Raw genomic sequence first — 20,911 nt, forward strand, 5'->3', positions numbered from 1 at the left:
TTGTTGTTTCTGTAAGGTGTTTTTTTAAACGTACATACCTAGACTTCATAATGTCTTATTAAACCCAAATAAGGGTAATGTAATAATAGAAGGAGTGACTTCTATGTTGATTACTAAATTTATCAAACGATCTGCTCTATTATGGATGGCATTAGCGCTACTGCTTTCAGGGGGTTATTTCATTTCCTCTTCCAAGGTTGTAGCAGCAACAGTAGCACCTTGTGGAAGTGGAGATCATGGCCTGCTGGGTAAGTTGCAGAAGCAACATTCCAATGAAGGTAAAGACCCACTTCAGTTCGCGGATATTCAATTTTTAAATGAGGACATGGGAAGAGCTGCAGGGAATGGATTTATGATCGGCACTTCGGATGCAGGTTGCCATTGGCAGGAAATTTATACAGGACGGTGGGAGTTTACACAAATCGATTTCCCTAATAACAAGGATGGATGGGCGCTCGCATCTGTTCCTTCTAAACAGAAAAAGTATTTAATACAAACTTCGGATGGGGGATCTCATTGGAGTAAGGTTTCTACAGGCAGTGTAAGCTTTGAACGTATGGATCGTGTCAGTGAGGCTGTAGGCTTTGGGTACGTACGAATGGCAGCTTACAAGACTGTCGATGGGGGGAGTCATTGGGATAAGATTGCTACTCCGGTCAATAGTCGATTTACATCTTTTAATGATGTGAAACATGGATGGACGATCGTAGTGATTCCTAGCGGCGGCTATAAGGTTATGAAGACCGTAGACGGGGGAAAGAATTGGTCTACGAAGCTAAATGTAGCTGCTACAAGTAACACCGGAGGAGAAATTTATAGTAACGGCAAGCAAGTGTGGGCCTTGTTGTACGGTGAATCAGGGATGTCACAAGTATCCTATTCGCTATACAGCAGTACGGATGGTGGAGGACATTGGAATCGCGTGATCGGTCAGTCTACAGCTGGCGGAGGTCCAGCACCGGGTGATGGGAAGGCTGTTGTAGACAAAGGCCCAGCGCAGGCTGGAGGACATCCTAGTAATCTACAGTTAATTGATGGAGATACAGCAATCTTAGGTGCCGGTTCACCAGCGGGAGAAGTCGTATCCGTAGGACGCACTTATGATGGAGGTAAGACATGGAAGAACATCACGCCATCCGTTAGTGGAGTTGATGCTCGTATTTCCTTTACAGATGGTAAGCGGGGGTGGATGGCAGTAACAGGTATTAGCAAGTCATCTATATATATGACCCGTGATGGTGGATTAAGTTGGAACCGTAAATTTTCGATACAATAAGTGGTACTCCTCCTCTTAAAGCAGCGTTAGGTAGTATGAAGTATATCGTTTACTTGAGTAGGCATAACCCAGACACGGATACTTTTTCGAAGTTGAATAGGTATCCGTTTATTTTACATAACGATGAATCTATCCATTATTTTATTTGAATTGAATCAGGGAACTGGATATAGTAGTACAATAGAATGTATAGATTGGAGATTGTTTCACGTATGCCAGATATGATGAAGGCTGTAATACAGCTACGGAGTCACCATGAAGGAGAAGAAGTGGTGCAGGATATGTTGGCTGAAGTGTTTGCCAAAGGCTCGGTACTGTATGTAAGGTACGAGGAACCCGAGGCAGGTCCGAAGGGTGGCTCCACAAGAACGACAATTAAGATTACTCCCGAATTAGTGAAAATCATTCGACATGGTGAAGTAGAGTCAGAGCAGTCTTATCAACTAGATACGACGTTGCCTGGCTTTTATCGCTCTCCTTATACTACCTTCAATCTTTCGACGTACACGCATGAGATGAAGATGGATATCCAAGGGGGGCTAGGGCGCGTGAGTTGGTCATATGACTTATATGTCTATGACGATTTATCTGGACGCTTTGCAATTAGTTTATATATACAGGAGGAACCCAAATCATGATACAGAACCCACTAGAGCAGATTAACCAATTAGTATCAGAAGTTATTGTTGATGCTATCATCCAAGCTGGCATAGTTACCAAAGAAGATATTCCTACGATCACCCTTGAAGTACCTAAGGATAAGGTACATGGAGATTTAGCTAGTAACGTAGCCATGCAATTGACAAAAATAGCGAAGAAGAATCCACGCCAGATCGCAGAAGAAATCATCAGCCATTTGGATCTTAATAAAGCTTTTATCGAGAAGGCAGAAATTGCGGGGCCAGGATTTATTAACTTTACTCTGATGAAGAAATACTTGTATCCTGTCATACAGCAGGTTCAGGAACTAGGCAACGATTATGGACGGATTAATGTTGGTCAAGGTAAGAGAGTTCAAGTGGAGTTCGTAAGCGCTAACCCTACAGGAAGCCTTCACCTTGGGCATGCTCGTGGTGCAGCAGTAGGAGATGCACTTTGTAACTTGCTTGATATGGCGGGATACCAAGTCACTCGTGAATATTATATTAATGATGCAGGTAACCAGGTTGTTAATTTGTGCAAGTCGATAGAAGTTCGTTATATGCAGGAACTGGGACAGACGGTTGAGATGCCTGAGGACGGCTATCATGGAGAAGACATTAAGGGATTCGCTAAAGATTTAGTGGAACAAAAAGGGGATTCTCTACTCTCGATGGAGCCAGCGGAGCGGACCGCATTCTTCCGTGTGTACGGCCTTGAGAAGGAATTAGATAAAATAAAGCGAGACCTTTCTCGATTCAGAGTACATTTTGACGAATGGTTTAGCGAAACGTCCCTGTATGAGAACGGGCAGGTTGTAGCATCCCTTGCTGAATTGAAGACAAGAGGTGAAGTCTACGATCAAGACGAAGCTACGTGGCTACGCACATCTCAATATGGAGATGACAAAGACCGCGTATTGGTGAAAAATGACGGAACCTATACTTATTTGATGCCGGATATCGCTTATCATCGTAACAAATATAGCCGTGGTTTCGATCAAATGATTAATATATTGGGTGCCGACCATCATGGCTACATTCCTCGCTTGAAAGCAGCTATGGAAGCGCTCGGTAATGATCCTGATAAATTAACCGTATTGATCGCACAGATGGTTAGCTTATTTCAAGATGGCCAAAAAGTAAAAATGTCTAAGCGTACAGGAAAAGCTGTTACGATGGTAGATCTGATGGATGAAGTAGGCATTGACGCGATTCGTTACTTCTTTACGATGCGGAGTATGGACTCGCATCTCGATTTCGACATGGATCTAGCGATTTCAACATCTAACGAGAATCCTGTATTCTATGTGCAATACGCACATGCGCGGATTTGCAGTATTTTCCGTCAGGCGGAAGAGCAGAACATTACACTATTGCCACTCACAGAAATTGATTTGAATAAGTTAACAACTGAACGTGAATACGACCTTATTCGCAAGGTTGGGGAGTTGCCAGAGGAAATTGCAACAGCGGTACATCACTATGCGCCACACCGGATGGTGCGTTATGTATATGAGCTTTCTTCTATGTTCCACAGCTACTATAAGGCAGAACGTGTAATTACAGAAGATCCCGCACAGACACAAGCTCGCTTGGCGTTGCTAAACGCAGTGCGCACGGTCATCAGCAATGTATTACGATTGATCGGTGTGACTTCACCGGAGAAAATGTAATTCAACCAGCTTGTAATTATATTGTCATGATAAAACCGCCCTTTCCTACGTTAGGAAGGACGGTTTTTTTGTGGTTTTATGCTAGCGGTTAGCGGTTCAGAGGTGGCTGCATTAGCTTTCATGCCTTCTTTTAACAAGCGAAGTGCATTTACTTCACCGCAGTCTCGATCTAATCGTTGCCCTTTTCGAACACGTAGGGGAGTGGCAGTGCGGCGCAATAATGCCTTAAGTTCGCTAGGGTTTAAATTTCGATTCTGTGACAGTAATAGTGCGATAGCTCCGCTGACATGTGAGGTTGCCATAGAAGTGCCACTCATTTCATGATATTTGCCTCGAGTCCAAGAAGATATAATTTTGTCACCAGGTGCATAGATATCAATATATTGTCCTCGATTACTGAATCCGGCGATTCGACGATTATGATCCGTAGCTCCAACGGAAATGGTCTGTGAATAACGAGCAGGGTAATCAATACTTCGTCGTTTTCCGTCATTTCCTGATGAAGCAATAATTGAAATGCCTGCATTATACGCTTTGTTAACAATTTCTTGTAAGGCTCGGCTACGGGTCTTCATTCCAAAACTCATATTAATGATATCGACATGATTCCTTACACACCAATCGATACCGAGAATAATGTCGGATACGTAAGCAGAGCCGTTGTGATCAAAAGCTTTGACGGGATATATAGTAGCTCGTGGAGCTACACCAATCATTCCTACCGTACTGTTAGCTGCGGCGATAGTACCTGCAATATGAGTTCCGTGACCATTGTCATCTAAGGGCATCATATTTCGATTGAGTAGATTGATGCCTCTGGCAAGCGAATGGCGTAGATCTGGATGATAATAATCAGCACCTGTGTCAATGACACCAATTTTGATATGGTGGCCTGTGGATGTTGACCATGCCTTGGGTGCTTGGATTTGTTTGACTCCATAAGGAATGCCAGGACTATTCTCAATAGTGCTTGGAAGAGCATGAACCTTTAGCTGAACATCGTCTTCAATGTGCAGTGTATCTTTATATTTGTTAATCAACTTGCTTCGACACGGTAGAGGAGCAATGATAGCTTTAATTAAATTAGCTGACTGCACGTTCGGAATGGTAATACCGCTTGATTTAAGTGCATGCAATTCCCGCTGGTATGCGTTGAAGCCTTGGGGATTATGAAAGGTAATGATACGTCTTTCTAGTGCCGAGGCGGGACGTTCAGACTCTTCAAGTAGCATTTGAATAAAACCGGTGTAGTCCATATTGGGCAGTCCCCCTCTTGATGAACCATGCTAATGCTGAGTTATTGTATGAAGCTGTAGCACGGTATGAGTGGGAACTTGCCTTTTTTTTAGTAAATAGGCGCTGGGTTGTTGTCAAAGTGAAGCCGCGTACATAATATAACAAGAGACCGGATGGCTCTTACTACAACTCCATAAGGAAGTCTTCCTTGCGGGGGATGGATACAGTCAGAAGACAGGGGATTTTACCCTGTCTTTTTTTAAAATGTTAGAAAGTATAAACTTCCGTCCTTATTTCATCGGTAAACGAATGCCATCCTTTTGGGATGACGAAGTCGTGTATCCTTGATTATTTTATAAAATATTAGTTTTAGGATTAAAACTTGCATTTTAATCCCAAATAGGTTTTACTTATCTGAGTTAAGGGATATATTGATCTAAAATGCGTGTTAAATTGAACATTGCATGAGAGGAAGTGTTCGCAAGTGAGTACCCCAATCCAACTAAAAATTGATCCAGAAAGAATTAAGGAAATGCCGATGGTTGACTTGGCGTTTGCCATCCTAAAGACGGTTAATACGCCCTATTATTACCTTGATTTGATGTCAGAGGTAGCCAAGCAGCGTGGTCTAACAGAGAAACAAATGAATGATACCATTGCACAGTTATATACGGAGATTAATATCGACGGACGGTTCGCCTGCGTTGGAACTAATCTCTGGGGTCTGAAACGTTGGTATCCTGCTGATCGTTCTGAAGATCCGATTGCTAATGCCAAGCGTCCACGAATCATCAATGATGATGACGATGACTTGGAAGATGACGACTTCACGGATGAAGAAACTTATAGTGGTGATGACGGTGAAGATTTCGACAGAATTGATGAAGACCATGACGACATTTATAGTGATGATGACAGCGAGGAAGAAGCTGAAGAAGAAGTTATCCTAGAGGATGCCGATTTAGATGAAGATGATGACGATTCGTCAGATGAAGATGAAGATGAAGAATCCGATGATTCAGGTAATAGTAGGGACTAGAATACTCTACAAAGTTATAAGCTATTTATCCTGAGATCTGTTTCCCTGTTCCTGACTTGACAGAGTACAAGGCACGGAGTAAACTATTGCATGGGCTTATGATTGAAGAAGAATATTTATTGAAATGATAAAAAGTGCCCCCGTACTACGGGTGTCACTTTTTTGTTTTTTTAGATAAAGATTGAGTGCCATGCCAGTTCAGTTGGAATGGTATATTGTTATGTAATGATTACTGTTAATATGTGGTTGCTGTGGCTAAGGAAACATCATAGATTTCATGAATATCGGGACTTTAATTAGGAGGGTTTTTACAGTGACAAAGTATATTTTTGTGACCGGTGGGGTTGTATCTTCTCTCGGTAAAGGGATTACTGCCGCTTCACTTGGCAGGTTGCTCAAGAATAGAGGATTAAAGGTAACGATTCAGAAATTTGACCCATATTTAAATGTGGATCCTGGAACCATGAGTCCATATCAGCACGGTGAAGTTTTTGTGACGGACGATGGAGCTGAGACGGATCTTGATTTGGGGCATTATGAACGATTTATTGACATTAATCTTTCCAAGAACAGCAACGTAACAACGGGTAAAGTATATTCTTCCGTTATTAGCAAAGAACGTCGCGGTGATTATTTAGGAGGTACCGTTCAGGTTATTCCACATATCACGAATGAAATTAAAGAACGTGTATACCGTGCGGGTCGTGAAGCGGGCTCTGACGTTGTTATTACAGAGATCGGTGGTACAGTAGGGGATATCGAGAGCTTGCCATTCCTAGAAGCTATCCGCCAAATCAAGAGTGAAATTGGCCGTGAGAACGTAATGTATATTCATGTGACACTTATCCCTTACATCAAAGCTGCTGGTGAAGTGAAAACAAAGCCTACTCAGCACAGCGTTAAGGAACTACGTAGTATTGGTATTCAACCAAACGTTATCGTTTGCCGTACAGAATATGAGCTTTCCTTAGATATGAAGGCTAAAATTGCCCTTTTCTGTGATATTGATCAGGATGCAGTTGTAGAATGCCGCGATGCCGCTACACTTTATGAAGTTCCACTTAATCTTCGTGATGAAGGATTGGACGAAATTGTAGTGAACCATTTGAAGCTAACTACACCTAAACCAGACATGACAGAGTGGGAAGGACTTGTAGATCGAATCAAAAAGCTTGAGAAAACAGTGGAAATTGCCATTGTTGGTAAATACGTTGCTCTTCATGATGCTTATCTTAGTGTTGTAGAATCCCTTTCCCATGCAGGCTTTGATTCAAATGCAGAAGTAAAGATTCGTTGGGTTAATGCAGAAGAGATTACTAGCGACAACGTAAAGGACATGCTTCATGGTGTAGGTGGTATCCTCGTACCAGGTGGTTTTGGAGATCGTGGTATTGAAGGTAAAATTACAGCCATTCGTTATGCGCGTGAGAGCAATATTCCTTTCTTCGGTATTTGTCTTGGTATGCAAGTATCCGTTATTGAATATGCCCGTGCCCTTGTAGGGCTTAAAGGAGCTAATAGCTCGGAGATTAACCCTGCAACTGAGTACCCTGTGATTGATCTATTACCAGAACAAAAGGATATCGAAGACTTGGGTGGAACGATGCGTCTTGGATTATATCCTTGTAAATTGCAACCAGGATCTTTAGCTATGTCTTGTTATAACGATGAGTTGGTATACGAAAGACACCGTCATCGTTATGAATTTAATAATGAGTACCGTGAAGTAATCGAACAAGCAGGCTTGAAAATTTCCGGAACTTCTCCAGACGGTCGTCTAGTTGAGATTGTAGAACTTCCAGGACATCCATGGTTCCTATCGGTACAATTCCATCCGGAATTCACCTCCCGTCCGAACCGTCCACAGCCTTTGTTCCGTGAATTTGTAAAAGCATCTGTGAAGTATCAAGATAATATTTAATAAAAGTTAAAGTGGGGCCTCTTAATAGGAGGCCTCTTTTTGTTAAACAAATTTGGAATATAGCAGGAATTCGATATTATAGAAGCGAATAACATTAATTGGATAACTTGCAGAAATGATGGAATGTTGTTGAATAACATTAACGGTGGTCGATTCTTGGGGGGTTGAAACGATTGGATAAGAAGAAAGTATTAATCGTTGATGATCAGAATGGCATTCGCATTCTGTTAATGGAAGTTTTTAGTAGTGAGGGTTACGAAATGTTCCAGGCGGCAAATGGAAGATTGGCTTTAGAAATAGTTAGGAATGATGCCCCGGATTTAGTGCTACTCGATATGAAGATTCCAGGTATGGATGGACTTGAAATTCTTAAACATATTAAAGAAATCAATACGGAGATCAAAGTCATAATGATGACTGCATATGGTGAGCTAGACATGATTAAAGAGGCGACCGAACTAGGTGCACTTATGCACTTTACTAAACCGTTTGATATTGATGAGATGAGGGTAGCGGTAAACACACAATTAAGGAATAACAAAGTATAAAAACGGTTAACAAAGATTGTAATAAAAAGAACTTAATAAAGCTGTGTTATCTGACACAGCCTTTCTCCTATAAAATAGAATATATTATTAAGTGGCATCTAACTTTAAATTATGGCCATAAGAAACGCAGGACTGAGACTTATCCTAGATGGACAAGCTGCAGTTCTAGTTTTACGTAGATGCATGTTTAGTTTTTTGGACATGATGTGGTATAATGAAAGTTGTCTGAGATGTCGGATTTAGTTTATAGAAAATAATAACAACATTTCTTAGGAGGATTGAAACCATGCCATTAGTATCTATGAAAGACATGTTAAACAAAGCACTTGAAGGTAAATATGCAGTTGGTCAATATAACATTAATAACTTGGAGTGGACTCAAGCGATTCTGGGTGCCGCAGAAGAAGAGAAATCACCAGTAATCCTTGGAGTATCTGAGGGAGCAGCGCGTCATATGGGCGGGTTCTATACTGTTGTGAAGATGGTTGAAGGTCTTTTACATGACATGAAAATTACAGTTCCTGTTGCGATTCATCTTGACCATGGTTCAAGCTTTGATAAATGTAAAGAAGCGATCGATGCAGGATTTACATCCGTTATGATCGATGACTCACATAGCCCAATCGACAAAAACATCGAAACAACTAAAAAAGTTGTCGAATATGCACATTCCAAAGGCGTTTCTGTAGAAGCTGAAGTTGGAACTGTTGGCGGTCAAGAAGATGACGTTGTCGGTGATGTGATGTATGCAAAACTTGACGATTGTGTACGTATCGTAAACGAGACTGGCATTGATACACTAGCTCCAGCACTTGGTTCTGTTCACGGACCATACAAAGGCGAACCAAACCTTGGTTTCGTTCAAATGGAAGAAATTTGTAATGCAATCAGCCTTCCACTTGTTCTTCATGGTGGTACAGGTATCCCAACACATGATATCAAAAAAGCAATCTCGTTGGGTACTTCTAAAATTAACGTAAACACGGAGAATCAAATCGTATTTGCGAAAGCAGTTCGTGAAGTGCTTGCTGCGAAAACAGATGCATATGATCCACGTACATTCATCGTTCCAGGCCGCGAAGCAATTAAACAAACAGTTATCGGTAAAATGCGTGAGTTCGGTTCTAACAACCAAGCGTAATAGTTTTAGTAATGCGCATATTGCACAAGATACTGAAATCTTATTCTAAGTGAGTCAGAGTAGATCACTTAGGGCTGACAAGTTGAATAATTTGTGATGGAGAGCGCACCGCTTAGCCGGTGTCTTTCCATTTTTCACTATAAAAATCCCAACAGCACGTATTATTATCGGCTGCAAAATATTTAGGGGGACCCTTGAGCTTATGGAAAAATTGATGATCACTGGCGGAAGGCCGCTACATGGCACGGTATCCATCAGCGGTGCTAAGAACAGCGCTATTGCCTTGATTCCGGCTGCTATTCTGGCGGAATCGGAAGTTATTCTGGATAATTTACCGCTATTGAGTGATGTAGCTGTGTACGCCGAAATACTTGAGGAGCTTGGTGCGAGCGTTTCGTGGGAAGGCAGCCAGATGAAAATTGATCCTTCATCCATCAAATCAATTCCCATGCCGGATGGTTCTGTAAAGAAGCTTAGAGCTTCTTATTACATGATGGGTGCCATGCTTGGTAGATTTAATGAAGCAGTGATTGGCTTACCGGGAGGCTGTAATTTCGAGCCCCGACCTATCGATCAGCATATTAAAGGATTTGAAGCGCTAGGCGCTACAGTAACGAATGAACATGGTTCTATACACTTGCACGCTAAAGAATTACGGGGAGCTAAAATATATTTAGATGTATCTAGCGTAGGAGCAACCATTAACATTATGCTAGCTGCAGCCCGTGCCATAGGTTCCACTACCATCGAAAATGCGGCTAAAGAGCCTGAGATCATAGATGTAGCAACACTCCTTAATTCCATGGGAGCCGTAATCAAGGGCGCCGGTACGGAAACCATTCGTATTGAAGGTGTCTCTGAACTCCACGGCTGCCGTCACTCCATTATTCCCGATCGTATTCAAGCAGGAACGTATATGATTGCAGCTGCCGCTACGCGTGGTGATGTGATTATTGACAATGTTATCCCCAAACACATGGAAGCTATGACAGCTAAATTGCTCGAAATGGGCGTTCAAATAGAAGAGCTTGATGAAAGTATTCGTGTTGTTGGACGCAGTAAATATGAGCATGTAGATGTGAAGGCGTTAATTTACCCAGGATTCCCTACCGATTTACAATCTCCAATGACGAGTCTACTGACACAGGCTGAGGGTGTTAGTGTGCTTAGCGATTTTGTATATAGTAATCGATTTAAGCATGTCCCCGAATTGATACGCATGGGGGCTAAGATCCGTGTCGAAGGACGTTCAGCCATTATTGAGAAAAGCAAACTCAATGCAGCTAAAGTAAAAGCAACGGATTTACGTGCAGGGGCGGCGCTTGTCATTGCTGCGCTTACAGTAGACGAAGGTATTACAGAAGTTACTGGCGTAGAATATATTGATCGTGGGTATGACCATTTGGTTACTAATCTTCGTCATTTAGGAGCAGATGTGTGGCGTGAGACTGACTAAATTTATAGCCTTATGTTGGAGAAAATACAATTTTTCAGTCATTATTTTGGCTGAATTTGCATATTTTCTTCAGAATGGGGCAAAGCTGTCCTAATAAGGAATTTTCATAGACTAATAGATTGTGATATATGGACTTATAAAATTGAATAGGTGGTTATTACATGGATCTACAAATTACCGATTTGGAAGAAATGAAGCTGACCGATCTGTATAAGCTAGCAAAGCAATACCAGATTCCGTATTATGGTCAACTGAAGAAGAGAGAATTAATTTTTGCTATTCTGCGAGCACAAGCAGAGCAGAGTGGATTGATGTTTATGGAAGGTGTACTAGAAATACTTTCCGAAGGGTATGGTTTTCTAAGACCGATTAACTACTTACCGAGTACACAAGATATTTATATCTCTGCCTCACAAATTCGTAAATTTGATTTAAGGACTGGAGATCTAGTATCCGGAAAATGTAGAACTCCGAAAGAGAATGAACGGTACTTTGGATTGCTTCAGGTTAATGCCGTGAACGGAGAAAGTCCTCAGACTGCAGCGGAACGACTACATTTTCCAGCGCTAACTCCTCTATATCCACAAAAGAAACTTATACTTGAGACATCCCCTAACCATTTGTCCGCACGTATTATGGATTTACTCGCACCTGTAGGACTTGGACAACGTGGATTAATCGTAGCACCTCCAAAAGCAGGGAAAACGCTCCTCCTAAAAGAAATTGCCAATAGTATCTCTACTAACAATCCTGAAATCTCATTGTTTGTACTTCTCATTGATGAACGGCCTGAGGAAGTAACGGATATGCAGCGTTCTGTAAAAGGTGAAGTTATTGCTTCTACATTTGATGAATTGCCAGAGAATCATATTAAAGTGGCAGAGCTTGTACTGGAACGGGCATTAAGATTAGTTGAACATAAGAAAGATGTAGTTATCTTAATGGATAGCATCACCCGCCTCGCTCGTGCATACAACCTTGTTATTCCTCCTTCTGGACGTACGCTTAGTGGAGGTATTGATCCAGCAGCATTTCATCGTCCTAAACGGTTCTTCGGTGCAGCACGTAATGTGGAAGAAGGCGGTAGCTTAACCATACTCGCAACAGCTTTGGTAGATACAGGATCGCGTATGGATGATATCATTTATGAAGAATTTAAAGGTACAGGTAATATGGAACTGCATCTGGATCGCAAGTTGGCAGAACGCCGTATTTTTCCTGCGATTGATATTCGTCGCTCAGGTACCCGTCGTGAAGAAGTGTTGTTGACGAAAGAAGAGCTTGATACGATCTGGGCTATACGTAAAAACATGAATGATTCTGCTGAATTTGTAGATGGATTCCTAAAAAAATTACGTAATAGCAAGACTAATGAGGAATTTATTGCCTCTTTTGACGTACCTGCCAAACCAAGTAATAGTGGCAGTAATGGAAACAGTAATCAAAGTACAACCCGCAGAACGTCCCGCCCATCGACTGCTTCTGCCACGTTATCCTAAAAAGAGAAGATTACACGGCCAATTGGGCACAAATATAGCTTTTTGATAAAGAGGAGAACATCATGTATCTGGTATATGCAGATGAACAAGGAAATGTATTTGATCATCCCTCGCTTTACGGACTTGCCCGTAGTGGGGATATGATTGTTGAAATGTTAGAGGATGAGCTCATTCCATTGCCGGATGGTGCTACATTGGTAGGTCTACCAAGTACACGCGCTATTGGTATGGACCCAGACACTGGGGAAATGATGTCATTGCCAGATAACGCCCAGGCTGTTGGCGCGCTTTTGCCACAAGGTTATACAAGATTGGGTCTACCCGGCTATGTGAAGACCGACAAGGCCTATAAATTGCCTTTGTTTGGCTATTCGGCTGTAGTATGGAAAGAGGGTCAGTTCTATGTAGCGGCTGAACTAACAGATGATCCCGAGAAGTGGAATCCTATCAACTGTGATCCGGAAGAACTGGACCATGGTGTGCAACGGTTGACAGAGAAATATCCTGACAATAGGCTGTACACGCATTTATCCAATTGTGCATTAGGATATGAATGTCTTACTTCCTCCAATACATTTCTGAATAGGTGGGAGGGAGCCGTCCCTGTATCGCATTCTTGTAATGCAGGTTGCTTCGGTTGTATTTCCGAGCAGCCAGATGACAGTGGCTTTGTATCACCTCAGACTCGTATGAACTTCCGTCCAAGGGTGGATGAACTGGTTGAGGTCATGTTAGAGCATCTCAAAACACCCGAATCCATCATTAGCTTCGGGCAAGGCTGTGAAGGAGAACCTTCTACGCAAGCCAAGATTATTATAGATGCTATTCGTGAAGTGAGATCGGTCACGGATATGGGATATATTAATATTAATACGAATGCTGGATTAAGTGATCATATCCGTGGGATTGTGGATGCGGGCTTAGATCTTATGCGTGTTAGTACTATTAGTGCGCTAGATGGACATTATGATGCGTACTATAAGCCAAGAGGATATAATCTTGTGAACGTAGAGAAATCTTTGCGTTACGCTACGGATCAGGGTGTATATACTTCGATCAACTATTTGATTTTCCCGGGTGTAACTGACCGTGAGGAAGAGATTGAAGCCATGGTCGAATTCTGTAGACGAACGGGTCTTAAGTTAATTCAAATGCGGAATCTTAATATTGACCCTGAGAGCTATCTGGAACTTATTCCACCAGCTCAAGGCGAAATTTTAGGCATGAAGCAGATGCTTGAAATATTCCGTGCAGAACTGCCGGACGTGGTTATTGGTTCTTTTACACATGTGCCCCCAGCGGATATGGTGCGTAAGAAGAAGATTATTACCATATAAACAATAATGGATTATGATTGCTTATTGAGAATCATCCTGCTATAATCGTGTTATATGTCCAATTACTCTGTGTACACATGAGACACAGGGCGGAAAGAGGTGAAAGTCATGCAAGAATCAATCCAACCGAAATACCACGTGACTACTGTAAGCTGTGCTTGTGGCAATACATTTGAAACAGGTTCTGTTAAAGAAAATCTACGTGTAGAAGTTTGCTCCAACTGTCATCCGTTCTATACAGGGAAACAAAAATTCCTGGATGCTGGTGGTCGTGTTGATAAATTTAAGAAAAAATACGGAGTTTAATCTAATGATAAGCCGCTTTGCGGCTTGATGATTAAATCGTCGTGCAACCCCCTACTCTTTCGAGAAATAGGGGCTTTTTTGTTTGTTCATCGTATGTAGGAACGCTGGATGTACATGATCGTTGTCGTGTTATCCTTCAGATCATTAATTCTATACCCAATAGTAATATGCATGTAACAGAGTGCGTGGTGAACAATGGTAGTTGATTTTTGTTCTGCCTTGCGATATACTTATCCTCGCCGTGCTAGACGGGGAGGTAGCGGTGCCCTGTAGCTCGCAATCCGCTGTAGCGAGGTTGAATTCCTGTTAGAGGTATTGTCGATGTGAGGTCTTGGTCCCTGTGTGCTATGTTGACGGTTGGGTCCTTCGCAATGAGTGCTTGTGAACCTGGTCAGGTCCGGAAGGAAGCAGCCATAAGCAAAACACTCTTGTGCCGAAGGGAAGCCTAGCCCGAGTAGTTTCACAGGATTGCCGCTCGGATTGCAATCATCAATAACAGGTGCACGGTACCTATCTATAACTAAGAATGTTCTATTTGCATCTTTGTCCTTGTGGCGAAGGTGCTTTTGCTTTTTAAGAGATAAGAAGATACGTACGGCAGACAAGACGTAGGTGTACGTTGTTATAATAATATTTATGATATAGGGGATTTGAAGTTTTGCTGAACAGTGGAATATAGTATAATGATGAAGCGATAACACGTCATGAAGTGGAAGTTGAAAGAGGGTAAAGCAAAGTGGAACATATAGCGCTGTACCGTGCATGGCGGCCGCAGTCTTTTCAAGACGTAGTGGGACAACAGCATATCATTCAAACGCTGCAGAACGCGATACGTGAACAGCGGGTTTCTCATGCCTACCTGTTCAGCGGTCCACGAGGAACCGGGAAGACAAGTGCTGCGAAGATTCTAGCAAAAGCCGTGAACTGTGAGCGGGGACCTGCTACGGAACCTTGTAATGAATGTGAGTCTTGCCGCCGTATAACGGCAGGATCTGTCATGGATGTGCAAGAAATTGATGCTGCATCTAATCGTGGTGTAGAAGAAATTCGTGATTTACGTGAGAAAGTTAAATATGCACCAACGGAAGTCAGACAGAAGGTTTATATTATCGATGAAGTGCATATGCTGACCACAGAAGCATTCAATGCCTTATTGAAGACGCTAGAGGAACCCCCGCCTCATGTTATGTTTATTCTTGCAACGACTGAACCTCATAAACTGCCAGCTACGATTATATCTCGATGTCAGCGTTTTGATTTTCGCAGAGTGTCGTTGGATGAACAGACCGAGCGACTACGTCGTATTTGTCAAGAAGAAGGCATTAAAGCTGATGACGATGCTCTTCAATATATCGCAAGGCTTTCCGATGGTGGAATGCGGGATGCGCTCAGCGTTTTGGATCAAATCTCATCCTTTACGGGAGATGATGTAACCTACCAACAAGTACTGAATATGACCGGGGGAATTGCTTCCGAACAGTTCGGAAGATTGGCTCAAGGTCTGCTTGATGGAGATATAGGTTTAGTGCTACAGATGGTGGAGGATTTCATGCAGGAAGGTAAGAGTGCAGATAAATGCATGGAGAACCTACTGTATTATTTCCGGGACCTACTATTGATCAAAATGGTACCCCGCGCGGACAAGCTGACGGACAGGGTATTGAATCCAGAAGAGTACAAGGAAATGGCGAGCGCGTTCTCACGTGAACGGCTATTTCAAATGATTGATATTCTGAATCACTACCAAAGTGAGATGAAATATGCTTCACAGCCGCAGACATTATTTGAGGTAGCTCTGCTTAAGCTTTGTAATATACCGCAAGGTGGCGTTCAGCAGGAACAGTCGCATCAGATTAGCCCTGCGCGTGTTCCATCTCAAACTGCTGCGCCTGTTGATTCAGGAGAGATCCATATTTTGAAACAACAAGTCGTAGCTCTGGAGCAGAAGCTTGAGAAGTTTATGAAGACGGGTGGAGCGGGAGTTAGTAATGCTCGTGATTCGGGAGGAAGCTCTAGATCATCTGGAGGTGGGATGCCAGCACCACGTGCATCTTCTGCTGCTAAACTGCCTTCACAGTTGAATGAATACTTACTCCAGAGAAATAGTGAATCGTTCACAACGATCCAAAAACAATGGGGTTCTGTTCTTCAAGGGGTTAAGGAGGAGAAGGTTACTGTCCATGCTTGGTTTATGGATGGAGAGCCTGCCTCTGTACTAGATGATTCTATTCTGGTAGCCTTTAAGAATAATATTCACCGTGAGACTACCGAGAAGCCTGCTAATAAACAGGTTATAGAGCATGTTCTGGAGGAAAAGCTTGGTAAATCTTATCATTTGGTGACGATTATGCAGCGAGATTGGATGACTGCTCTTGAGGGGTCAACACAACAGGTCAAGGAAGAATTGAAGCTGGAACACGAACATGAGGACGGTAAGTCCAAATCAGAGCCGTGGATTGACGAGGCACTTCAACTTTTTGGCGAAGATCTCGTAGTTATAAAAGAATAGAACTCACTATAGGTGCATCTACAAAGGAGAGATAACGAATGAATAATATGAACCAGATGATGAAACAAGTGAAAAAAATGCAAGAGCAGATGATGAAGGCACAAGAAGAGCTAGTGACTAAGAAAGTAGAAGGAAGCTCTGGTGGTGGCGTTGTGACTGCAGAAGTGAACGGACACAAGAAACTGCTATCCATTACAATTAAACCAGAGGCCGTAGATCCGGATGATGTAGAAATGCTGCAGGATCTGGTAATGACAGCGGTGAATGATGCCCTGACTAAAGCAGATGAGCTTGCCAACGATGATATGGGTAAATTCACGGGCGGAATGAAAATACCAGGCCTGTTCTAATTTCACAGCAGAAGGAGTTCTTTAGTTTTGTATTATCCCGAACCGATTGCAAGGCTGATTGAATCATTTACCCGACTACCGGGTATTGGTCCGAAGACAGCGAGTCGTCTAGCCTTTCACGTTCTTACGATGAAAGAAGACGATGTCATTGACTTTGCCAAGGCACTCGTTAGTGTCAAACGGAATCTGCACTACTGTTCTATCTGTTGCAATATTACCGATACTGATCCTTGTCGGATATGTCAGGATAAGACGCGAGATCCGTCTGTGATCTGTGTTGTTCAAGATCCCAAAGATCTTGTGGCCATGGAGCGTACCAAAGAATTTAATGGATATTACCATGTGCTTCAGGGAGCAATCTCCCCGATGGAGGGCATTGGACCCGACGACATACGGTTAAAGGAATTGTTGAACAGACTTAGTGATGAGCGTGTTCAGGAACTAATTCTGGCGACCAATGCAAATATCGAAGGGGAAGCAACAGCAATGTATGTTTCTAGATTGATTCGTCCTTTTGATATTATAGTGACCCGTATTGCCCATGGGCTGCCTGTAGGTGGCGATTTGGAGTATGCGGATGAGGTTACCTTATCCAAGGCATTAGAAGGAAGACGCGAGCTACGCTGATGCTAACAGCTGAATATGCTATTTATAGTGAAGAGCCCTTAGGGCTCTTTTTTTTAAATATAAGAAAGGTGAGTTTTCACTATACTTTGCTTATATTTGTACGAGAAAAGGCTTCGCCGTCCTTAAAAGGAGGGAGAAGTCTTTTCTTCTTGTTTGCATATTAGAGAGTCTAATGGGTGACGAATACGGTGCTTTGAGTACGATAAAGTTTTTTGTTTTGTCTGGCATAAAGGTATCTATCGTCGTATTTATTCTATATGGTTGTTCTAAGTTTGTCCTTTTCTCGATATGTATAAAAGTGGGAACGCGAGATAAGGAGGAATGATAGATGAGTTGGATGAAAAAAACATGGAACAGTTGGTTTAAGAAAGAGCTTGAAGAGGAGCGAGCTGAAAAGAGGAGCTTATACACAGAGGTTCTTCGTGCGCGAGCAAGATGGGAAGAAGCGGTTATGTATTTTGAGGAGGCATCTGGTGTAGAAGAGATTGATTATGCCATCCATATGCTTGAGGCTGCAGAAATCAAATATCAGATGTATCTGAAACAGGCGAAGAAAATAGGCTTGGATCGCTCGCAAATTTATGATGTCGAAGAGTCGGCAGTCTAAAGGGGGAACTTAAGGTGAAAATGATTATGATGGGTGTGCTCGTTGTATCCATGTTGCTCTTGCTTTATATTGTGATCAAGAAGAGATTGGGATTTAAATGGCTAAGCGTGCTAGGGATACACATGGTGCTCGCAGCATTAGGGATATACGCAGTGAATTTTTCGGGTTTTATTCCGAATATATATATCCCATTAAATCCTGTAACAGTGGGTACAGTAATGTTTCTGGGGTTACCTGGGGTGGCGCTTCTGGTTGGATTAAAGATCACACTATAAGATATATTAAAAAAATTGAAAATTGTTGTTGACGATACTTATATTGATGTGTTACATTATTAATCGCCCCTTGAAAAGGCGTCCAAGCTTACCGAAAGGTAATCAGAAACAAAAAAATGTTTTTGAAAAAAAGGCTTGACGAATGAAAGGGTAACATGATAAGATATAGTAGTTGTCGCCGAGAACAACTGGTGATGACGAAAGAGAAATTGATCTTTGAAAACTGAACAACGAGTGAGTAAAGATTTCACGAAAGTGAAGTCAAAACAAATGAGAAATCATTTGGTAGAGAATGTAAATTCTCGCCAGTTTGTTTCAAAATGAGCATATCGCTCTTTTCAATTCTATTGGAGAGTTTGATCCTGGCTCAGGACGAACGCTGGCGGCGTGCCTAATACATGCAAGTCGAGCGGAGTTGATGGAGTGCTTGCACTCCTAATACTCAGCGGCGGACGGGTGAGTAACACGTAGGTAACCTGCCTGTGAGACTGGGATAACTACCGGAAACGGTAGCTAATACCGGATAATACATTTTCTCTCCTGAGGAGATGTTGAAAGGCGGAGCAATCTGTCACTTACAGATGGACCTGCGGCGCATTAGCTTGTTGGTGAGGTAACGGCTCACCAAGGCGACGATGCGTAGCCGACCTGAGAGGGTGAACGGCCACACTGGGACTGAGACACGGCCCAGACTCCTACGGGAGGCAGCAGTAGGGAATCTTCCGCAATGGACGAAAGTCTGACGGAGCAACGCCGCGTGAGTGATGAAGGTTTTCGGATCGTAAAGCTCTGTTGCCAGGGAAGAAGATTCAGGAGAGTAACTGCTCCTGGAGTGACGGTACCTGAGAAGAAAGCCCCGGCTAACTACGTGCCAGCAGCCGCGGTAATACGTAGGGGGCAAGCGTTGTCCGGAATTATTGGGCGTAAAGCGCGCGCAGGCGGTCATTTAAGTCTGGTGTTTAATCCCGGGGCTCAACCCCGGGTCGCACTGGAAACTGGGTGACTTGAGTACAGAAGAGGAGAGTGGAATTCCACGTGTAGCGGTGAAATGCGTAGATATGTGGAGGAACACCAGTGGCGAAGGCGACTCTCTGGGCTGTAACTGACGCTGAGGCGCGAAAGCGTGGGGAGCAAACAGGATTAGATACCCTGGTAGTCCACGCCGTAAACGATGAGTGCTAGGTGTTAGGGGTTTCGATACCCTTGGTGCCGAAGTTAACACATTAAGCACTCCGCCTGGGGAGTACGGTCGCAAGACTGAAACTCAAAGGAATTGACGGGGACCCGCACAAGCAGTGGAGTATGTGGTTTAATTCGAAGCAACGCGAAGAACCTTACCAGGTCTTGACATCCCTCTGAATCCACTAGAGATAGTGGCGGCCTTCGGGACAGAGGAGACAGGTGGTGCATGGTTGTCGTCAGCTCGTGTCGTGAGATGTTGGGTTAAGTCCCGCAACGAGCGCAACCCTTATGCTTAGTTGCCAGCACATTATGGTGGGCACTCTAAACAGACTGCCGGTGACAAACCGGAGGAAGGTGGGGATGACGTCAAATCATCATGCCCCTTATGACCTGGGCTACACACGTACTACAATGGCCGGTACAACGGGCTGCGAAATCGCGAGATGGAGCCAATCCCACCAAAGCCGGTCTCAGTTCGGATTGCAGGCTGCAACCCGCCTGCATGAAGTCGGAATTGCTAGTAATCGCGGATCAGCATGCCGCGGTGAATACGTTCCCGGGTCTTGTACACACCGCCCGTCACACCACGAGAGTTTACAACACCCGAAGTCGGTGGGGTAACCCGCAAGGGAGCCAGCCGCCGAAGGTGGGGTAGATGATTGGGGTGAAGTCGTAACAAGGTAGCCGTATCGGAAGGTGCGGCTGGATCACCTCCTTTCTATGGAGAATCGTTTCCTGCAACGGAAACATTCATATAAGAGTCAAGATAAGACTTATGGAACAATAGATTCCATGAATATTTCCTCACTCGTTGTCAGTTTTGAAAGAGCAATCTTTCTGTAATGCGTTTGGTAGCGATAGCGGAAGGGTCCCACGCGTACCCATCCCGAACACGACCGTTAAGCCTTCCAGCGCCGATGGTACTTGGACCGCAGGGTCCTGGGAGAGTAGGACGCTGCCAAGCGCAACCCTTATGGGTTTTACCCATGAGAGTTTTTTATTCTTATGGGCCCTTAGCTCAGCTGGTTAGAGCGCACCCCTGATAAGGGTGAGGTCGGTGGTTCGAGTCCACTAGGGCCCACCATTCAATTTAATAATATCCCATGGGGCCATAGCTCAGCTGGGAGAGCGCCTGCCTTGCAAGCAGGAGGTCAGCGGTTCGATCCCGCTTGGCTCCACCAAAAATTTGATTTAATTTGATCCTTGAAAACTAGATAACGAAACGAATTTGCGATTTAGAACATTCTTTTATATTTAACATTCAACTCATTATGAATTGAATGAAGTG

Annotated in this window: 17 protein-coding genes, 2 tRNA genes, 2 rRNA genes and 1 other RNA gene; 21 read left to right on the plus strand and 1 reads right to left on the minus strand. The window is 43.3% G+C overall.

Going from position 1 to position 20,911, the window contains the following annotated elements:
* Nucleotides 1–103: 103 nt before the first annotated feature.
* From UB51_RS22645 to argS, 3 genes are all read left to right on the plus strand, one after another.
* Nucleotides 104–1,276, plus strand: coding sequence for a WD40/YVTN/BNR-like repeat-containing protein (locus UB51_RS22645; protein ID WP_052676037.1), 1,173 nt, complete (start codon nucleotides 104–106; stop codon nucleotides 1,274–1,276).
* Between the two features lie 212 nt (nucleotides 1,277–1,488).
* A complete protein-coding gene (locus tag UB51_RS22650; protein ID WP_044879250.1) occupies nucleotides 1,489–1,914 on the plus strand; it encodes a YwiB family protein in 426 nt (141 codons plus the stop codon).
* Nucleotides 1,911–3,590 (plus strand): arginine--tRNA ligase, encoded by a 1,680-nt coding sequence (gene argS / locus UB51_RS22655; RefSeq protein ID WP_044879251.1) that lies wholly within the window; start codon nucleotides 1,911–1,913, stop codon nucleotides 3,588–3,590. Before UB51_RS22650 ends, argS begins: the two co-directional genes overlap by 4 nt.
* Before the next feature lie 50 nt (nucleotides 3,591–3,640).
* On the opposite strand, the gene UB51_RS22660 is transcribed toward argS, so the two are convergent.
* Nucleotides 3,641–4,846: a S8 family peptidase gene (locus UB51_RS22660; RefSeq protein ID WP_082063230.1), complete on the minus strand. Its 1,206-nt coding sequence runs from the start codon at nucleotides 4,844–4,846 to the stop codon at nucleotides 3,641–3,643.
* 464 nt (nucleotides 4,847–5,310) lie between these two features.
* On the opposite strand from UB51_RS22660, the gene rpoE reads away from it, so the two are divergent.
* The 18 genes from rpoE to UB51_RS22745 all read left to right on the plus strand — a co-directional run bounded on the left by rpoE (nucleotide 5,311) and on the right by UB51_RS22745 (nucleotide 20,804).
* Nucleotides 5,311–5,865, plus strand: a complete 555-nt coding sequence (rpoE, locus tag UB51_RS22665; RefSeq protein WP_044879252.1) for a DNA-directed RNA polymerase subunit delta — start codon at nucleotides 5,311–5,313, stop codon at nucleotides 5,863–5,865.
* Nucleotides 5,866–6,178: 313 nt separating this feature from the next.
* The gene (locus tag UB51_RS22670) at nucleotides 6,179–7,786 is read left to right on the plus strand and encodes a CTP synthase (RefSeq protein ID WP_044879253.1); all 1,608 of its coding nucleotides are present in this window, start codon (nucleotides 6,179–6,181) and stop codon (nucleotides 7,784–7,786) included.
* A gap of 173 nt (nucleotides 7,787–7,959) precedes the next feature.
* On the plus strand, nucleotides 7,960–8,334 hold the full coding sequence (locus UB51_RS22675; protein ID WP_044879254.1) for a response regulator: 375 nt from the start codon (nucleotides 7,960–7,962) through the stop codon (nucleotides 8,332–8,334).
* A 286-nt stretch (nucleotides 8,335–8,620) separates the two neighbouring features.
* Nucleotides 8,621–9,475 (plus strand): class II fructose-1,6-bisphosphate aldolase, encoded by an 855-nt coding sequence (gene fba, locus UB51_RS22680; protein ID WP_044879255.1) that lies wholly within the window; start codon nucleotides 8,621–8,623, stop codon nucleotides 9,473–9,475.
* A 202-nt stretch (nucleotides 9,476–9,677) separates the two neighbouring features.
* The gene (locus UB51_RS22685; RefSeq protein ID WP_044879256.1) at nucleotides 9,678–10,931 is read left to right on the plus strand and encodes a UDP-N-acetylglucosamine 1-carboxyvinyltransferase; all 1,254 of its coding nucleotides are present in this window, start codon (nucleotides 9,678–9,680) and stop codon (nucleotides 10,929–10,931) included.
* A 161-nt stretch (nucleotides 10,932–11,092) separates the two neighbouring features.
* Nucleotides 11,093–12,430, plus strand: coding sequence for a transcription termination factor Rho (gene rho, locus UB51_RS22690; protein ID WP_044879257.1), 1,338 nt, complete (start codon nucleotides 11,093–11,095; stop codon nucleotides 12,428–12,430).
* 62 nt (nucleotides 12,431–12,492) lie between these two features.
* Nucleotides 12,493–13,767 carry a radical SAM family protein gene (locus UB51_RS22695; protein WP_044879258.1) on the plus strand — a complete coding sequence of 425 codons (1,275 nt, stop codon included), beginning with the start codon at nucleotides 12,493–12,495 and terminating at the stop codon, nucleotides 13,765–13,767.
* 108 nt (nucleotides 13,768–13,875) lie between these two features.
* Entirely contained in the window at nucleotides 13,876–14,073 is a 198-nt protein-coding gene (gene rpmE / locus UB51_RS22700; protein WP_044879259.1) for a 50S ribosomal protein L31, read from the plus strand.
* Between the two features lie 239 nt (nucleotides 14,074–14,312).
* An RNA gene (gene ffs, locus UB51_RS27410) (signal recognition particle sRNA large type) lies at nucleotides 14,313–14,580 on the plus strand.
* Between the two features lie 229 nt (nucleotides 14,581–14,809).
* Nucleotides 14,810–16,582, plus strand: a complete 1,773-nt coding sequence (gene dnaX, locus UB51_RS22705) for a DNA polymerase III subunit gamma/tau (protein WP_044879260.1) — start codon at nucleotides 14,810–14,812, stop codon at nucleotides 16,580–16,582.
* 38 nt (nucleotides 16,583–16,620) lie between these two features.
* Nucleotides 16,621–16,932 (plus strand): YbaB/EbfC family nucleoid-associated protein, encoded by a 312-nt coding sequence (locus tag UB51_RS22710; RefSeq protein WP_044879261.1) that lies wholly within the window; start codon nucleotides 16,621–16,623, stop codon nucleotides 16,930–16,932.
* A gap of 27 nt (nucleotides 16,933–16,959) precedes the next feature.
* The gene (recR, locus tag UB51_RS22715) at nucleotides 16,960–17,559 is read left to right on the plus strand and encodes a recombination mediator RecR (protein WP_044879262.1); all 600 of its coding nucleotides are present in this window, start codon (nucleotides 16,960–16,962) and stop codon (nucleotides 17,557–17,559) included.
* Nucleotides 17,560–17,887: 328 nt separating this feature from the next.
* Entirely contained in the window at nucleotides 17,888–18,166 is a 279-nt protein-coding gene (locus UB51_RS22720) for a DUF2508 family protein (RefSeq protein WP_052676038.1), read from the plus strand.
* 14 nt (nucleotides 18,167–18,180) lie between these two features.
* Nucleotides 18,181–18,441 (plus strand): pro-sigmaK processing inhibitor BofA family protein, encoded by a 261-nt coding sequence (locus UB51_RS22725; RefSeq protein ID WP_044879263.1) that lies wholly within the window; start codon nucleotides 18,181–18,183, stop codon nucleotides 18,439–18,441.
* Between the two features lie 344 nt (nucleotides 18,442–18,785).
* Nucleotides 18,786–20,341: ribosomal RNA gene (locus UB51_RS22730) — 16S ribosomal RNA — on the plus strand.
* 129 nt (nucleotides 20,342–20,470) lie between these two features.
* Nucleotides 20,471–20,587 (plus strand): 5S ribosomal RNA (gene rrf, locus UB51_RS22735).
* Between the two features lie 43 nt (nucleotides 20,588–20,630).
* Nucleotides 20,631–20,707: transfer RNA gene (locus UB51_RS22740), tRNA-Ile, on the plus strand.
* A gap of 21 nt (nucleotides 20,708–20,728) precedes the next feature.
* Nucleotides 20,729–20,804 (plus strand) — tRNA-Ala (locus UB51_RS22745).
* The last annotated feature ends 107 nt before the right edge of the window (nucleotides 20,805–20,911 follow it).

The sequence above is a fragment of the Paenibacillus sp. IHBB 10380 genome (assembly GCF_000949425.1).
Lineage (GTDB): Bacteria > Bacillota > Bacilli > Paenibacillales > Paenibacillaceae > Paenibacillus_AQ.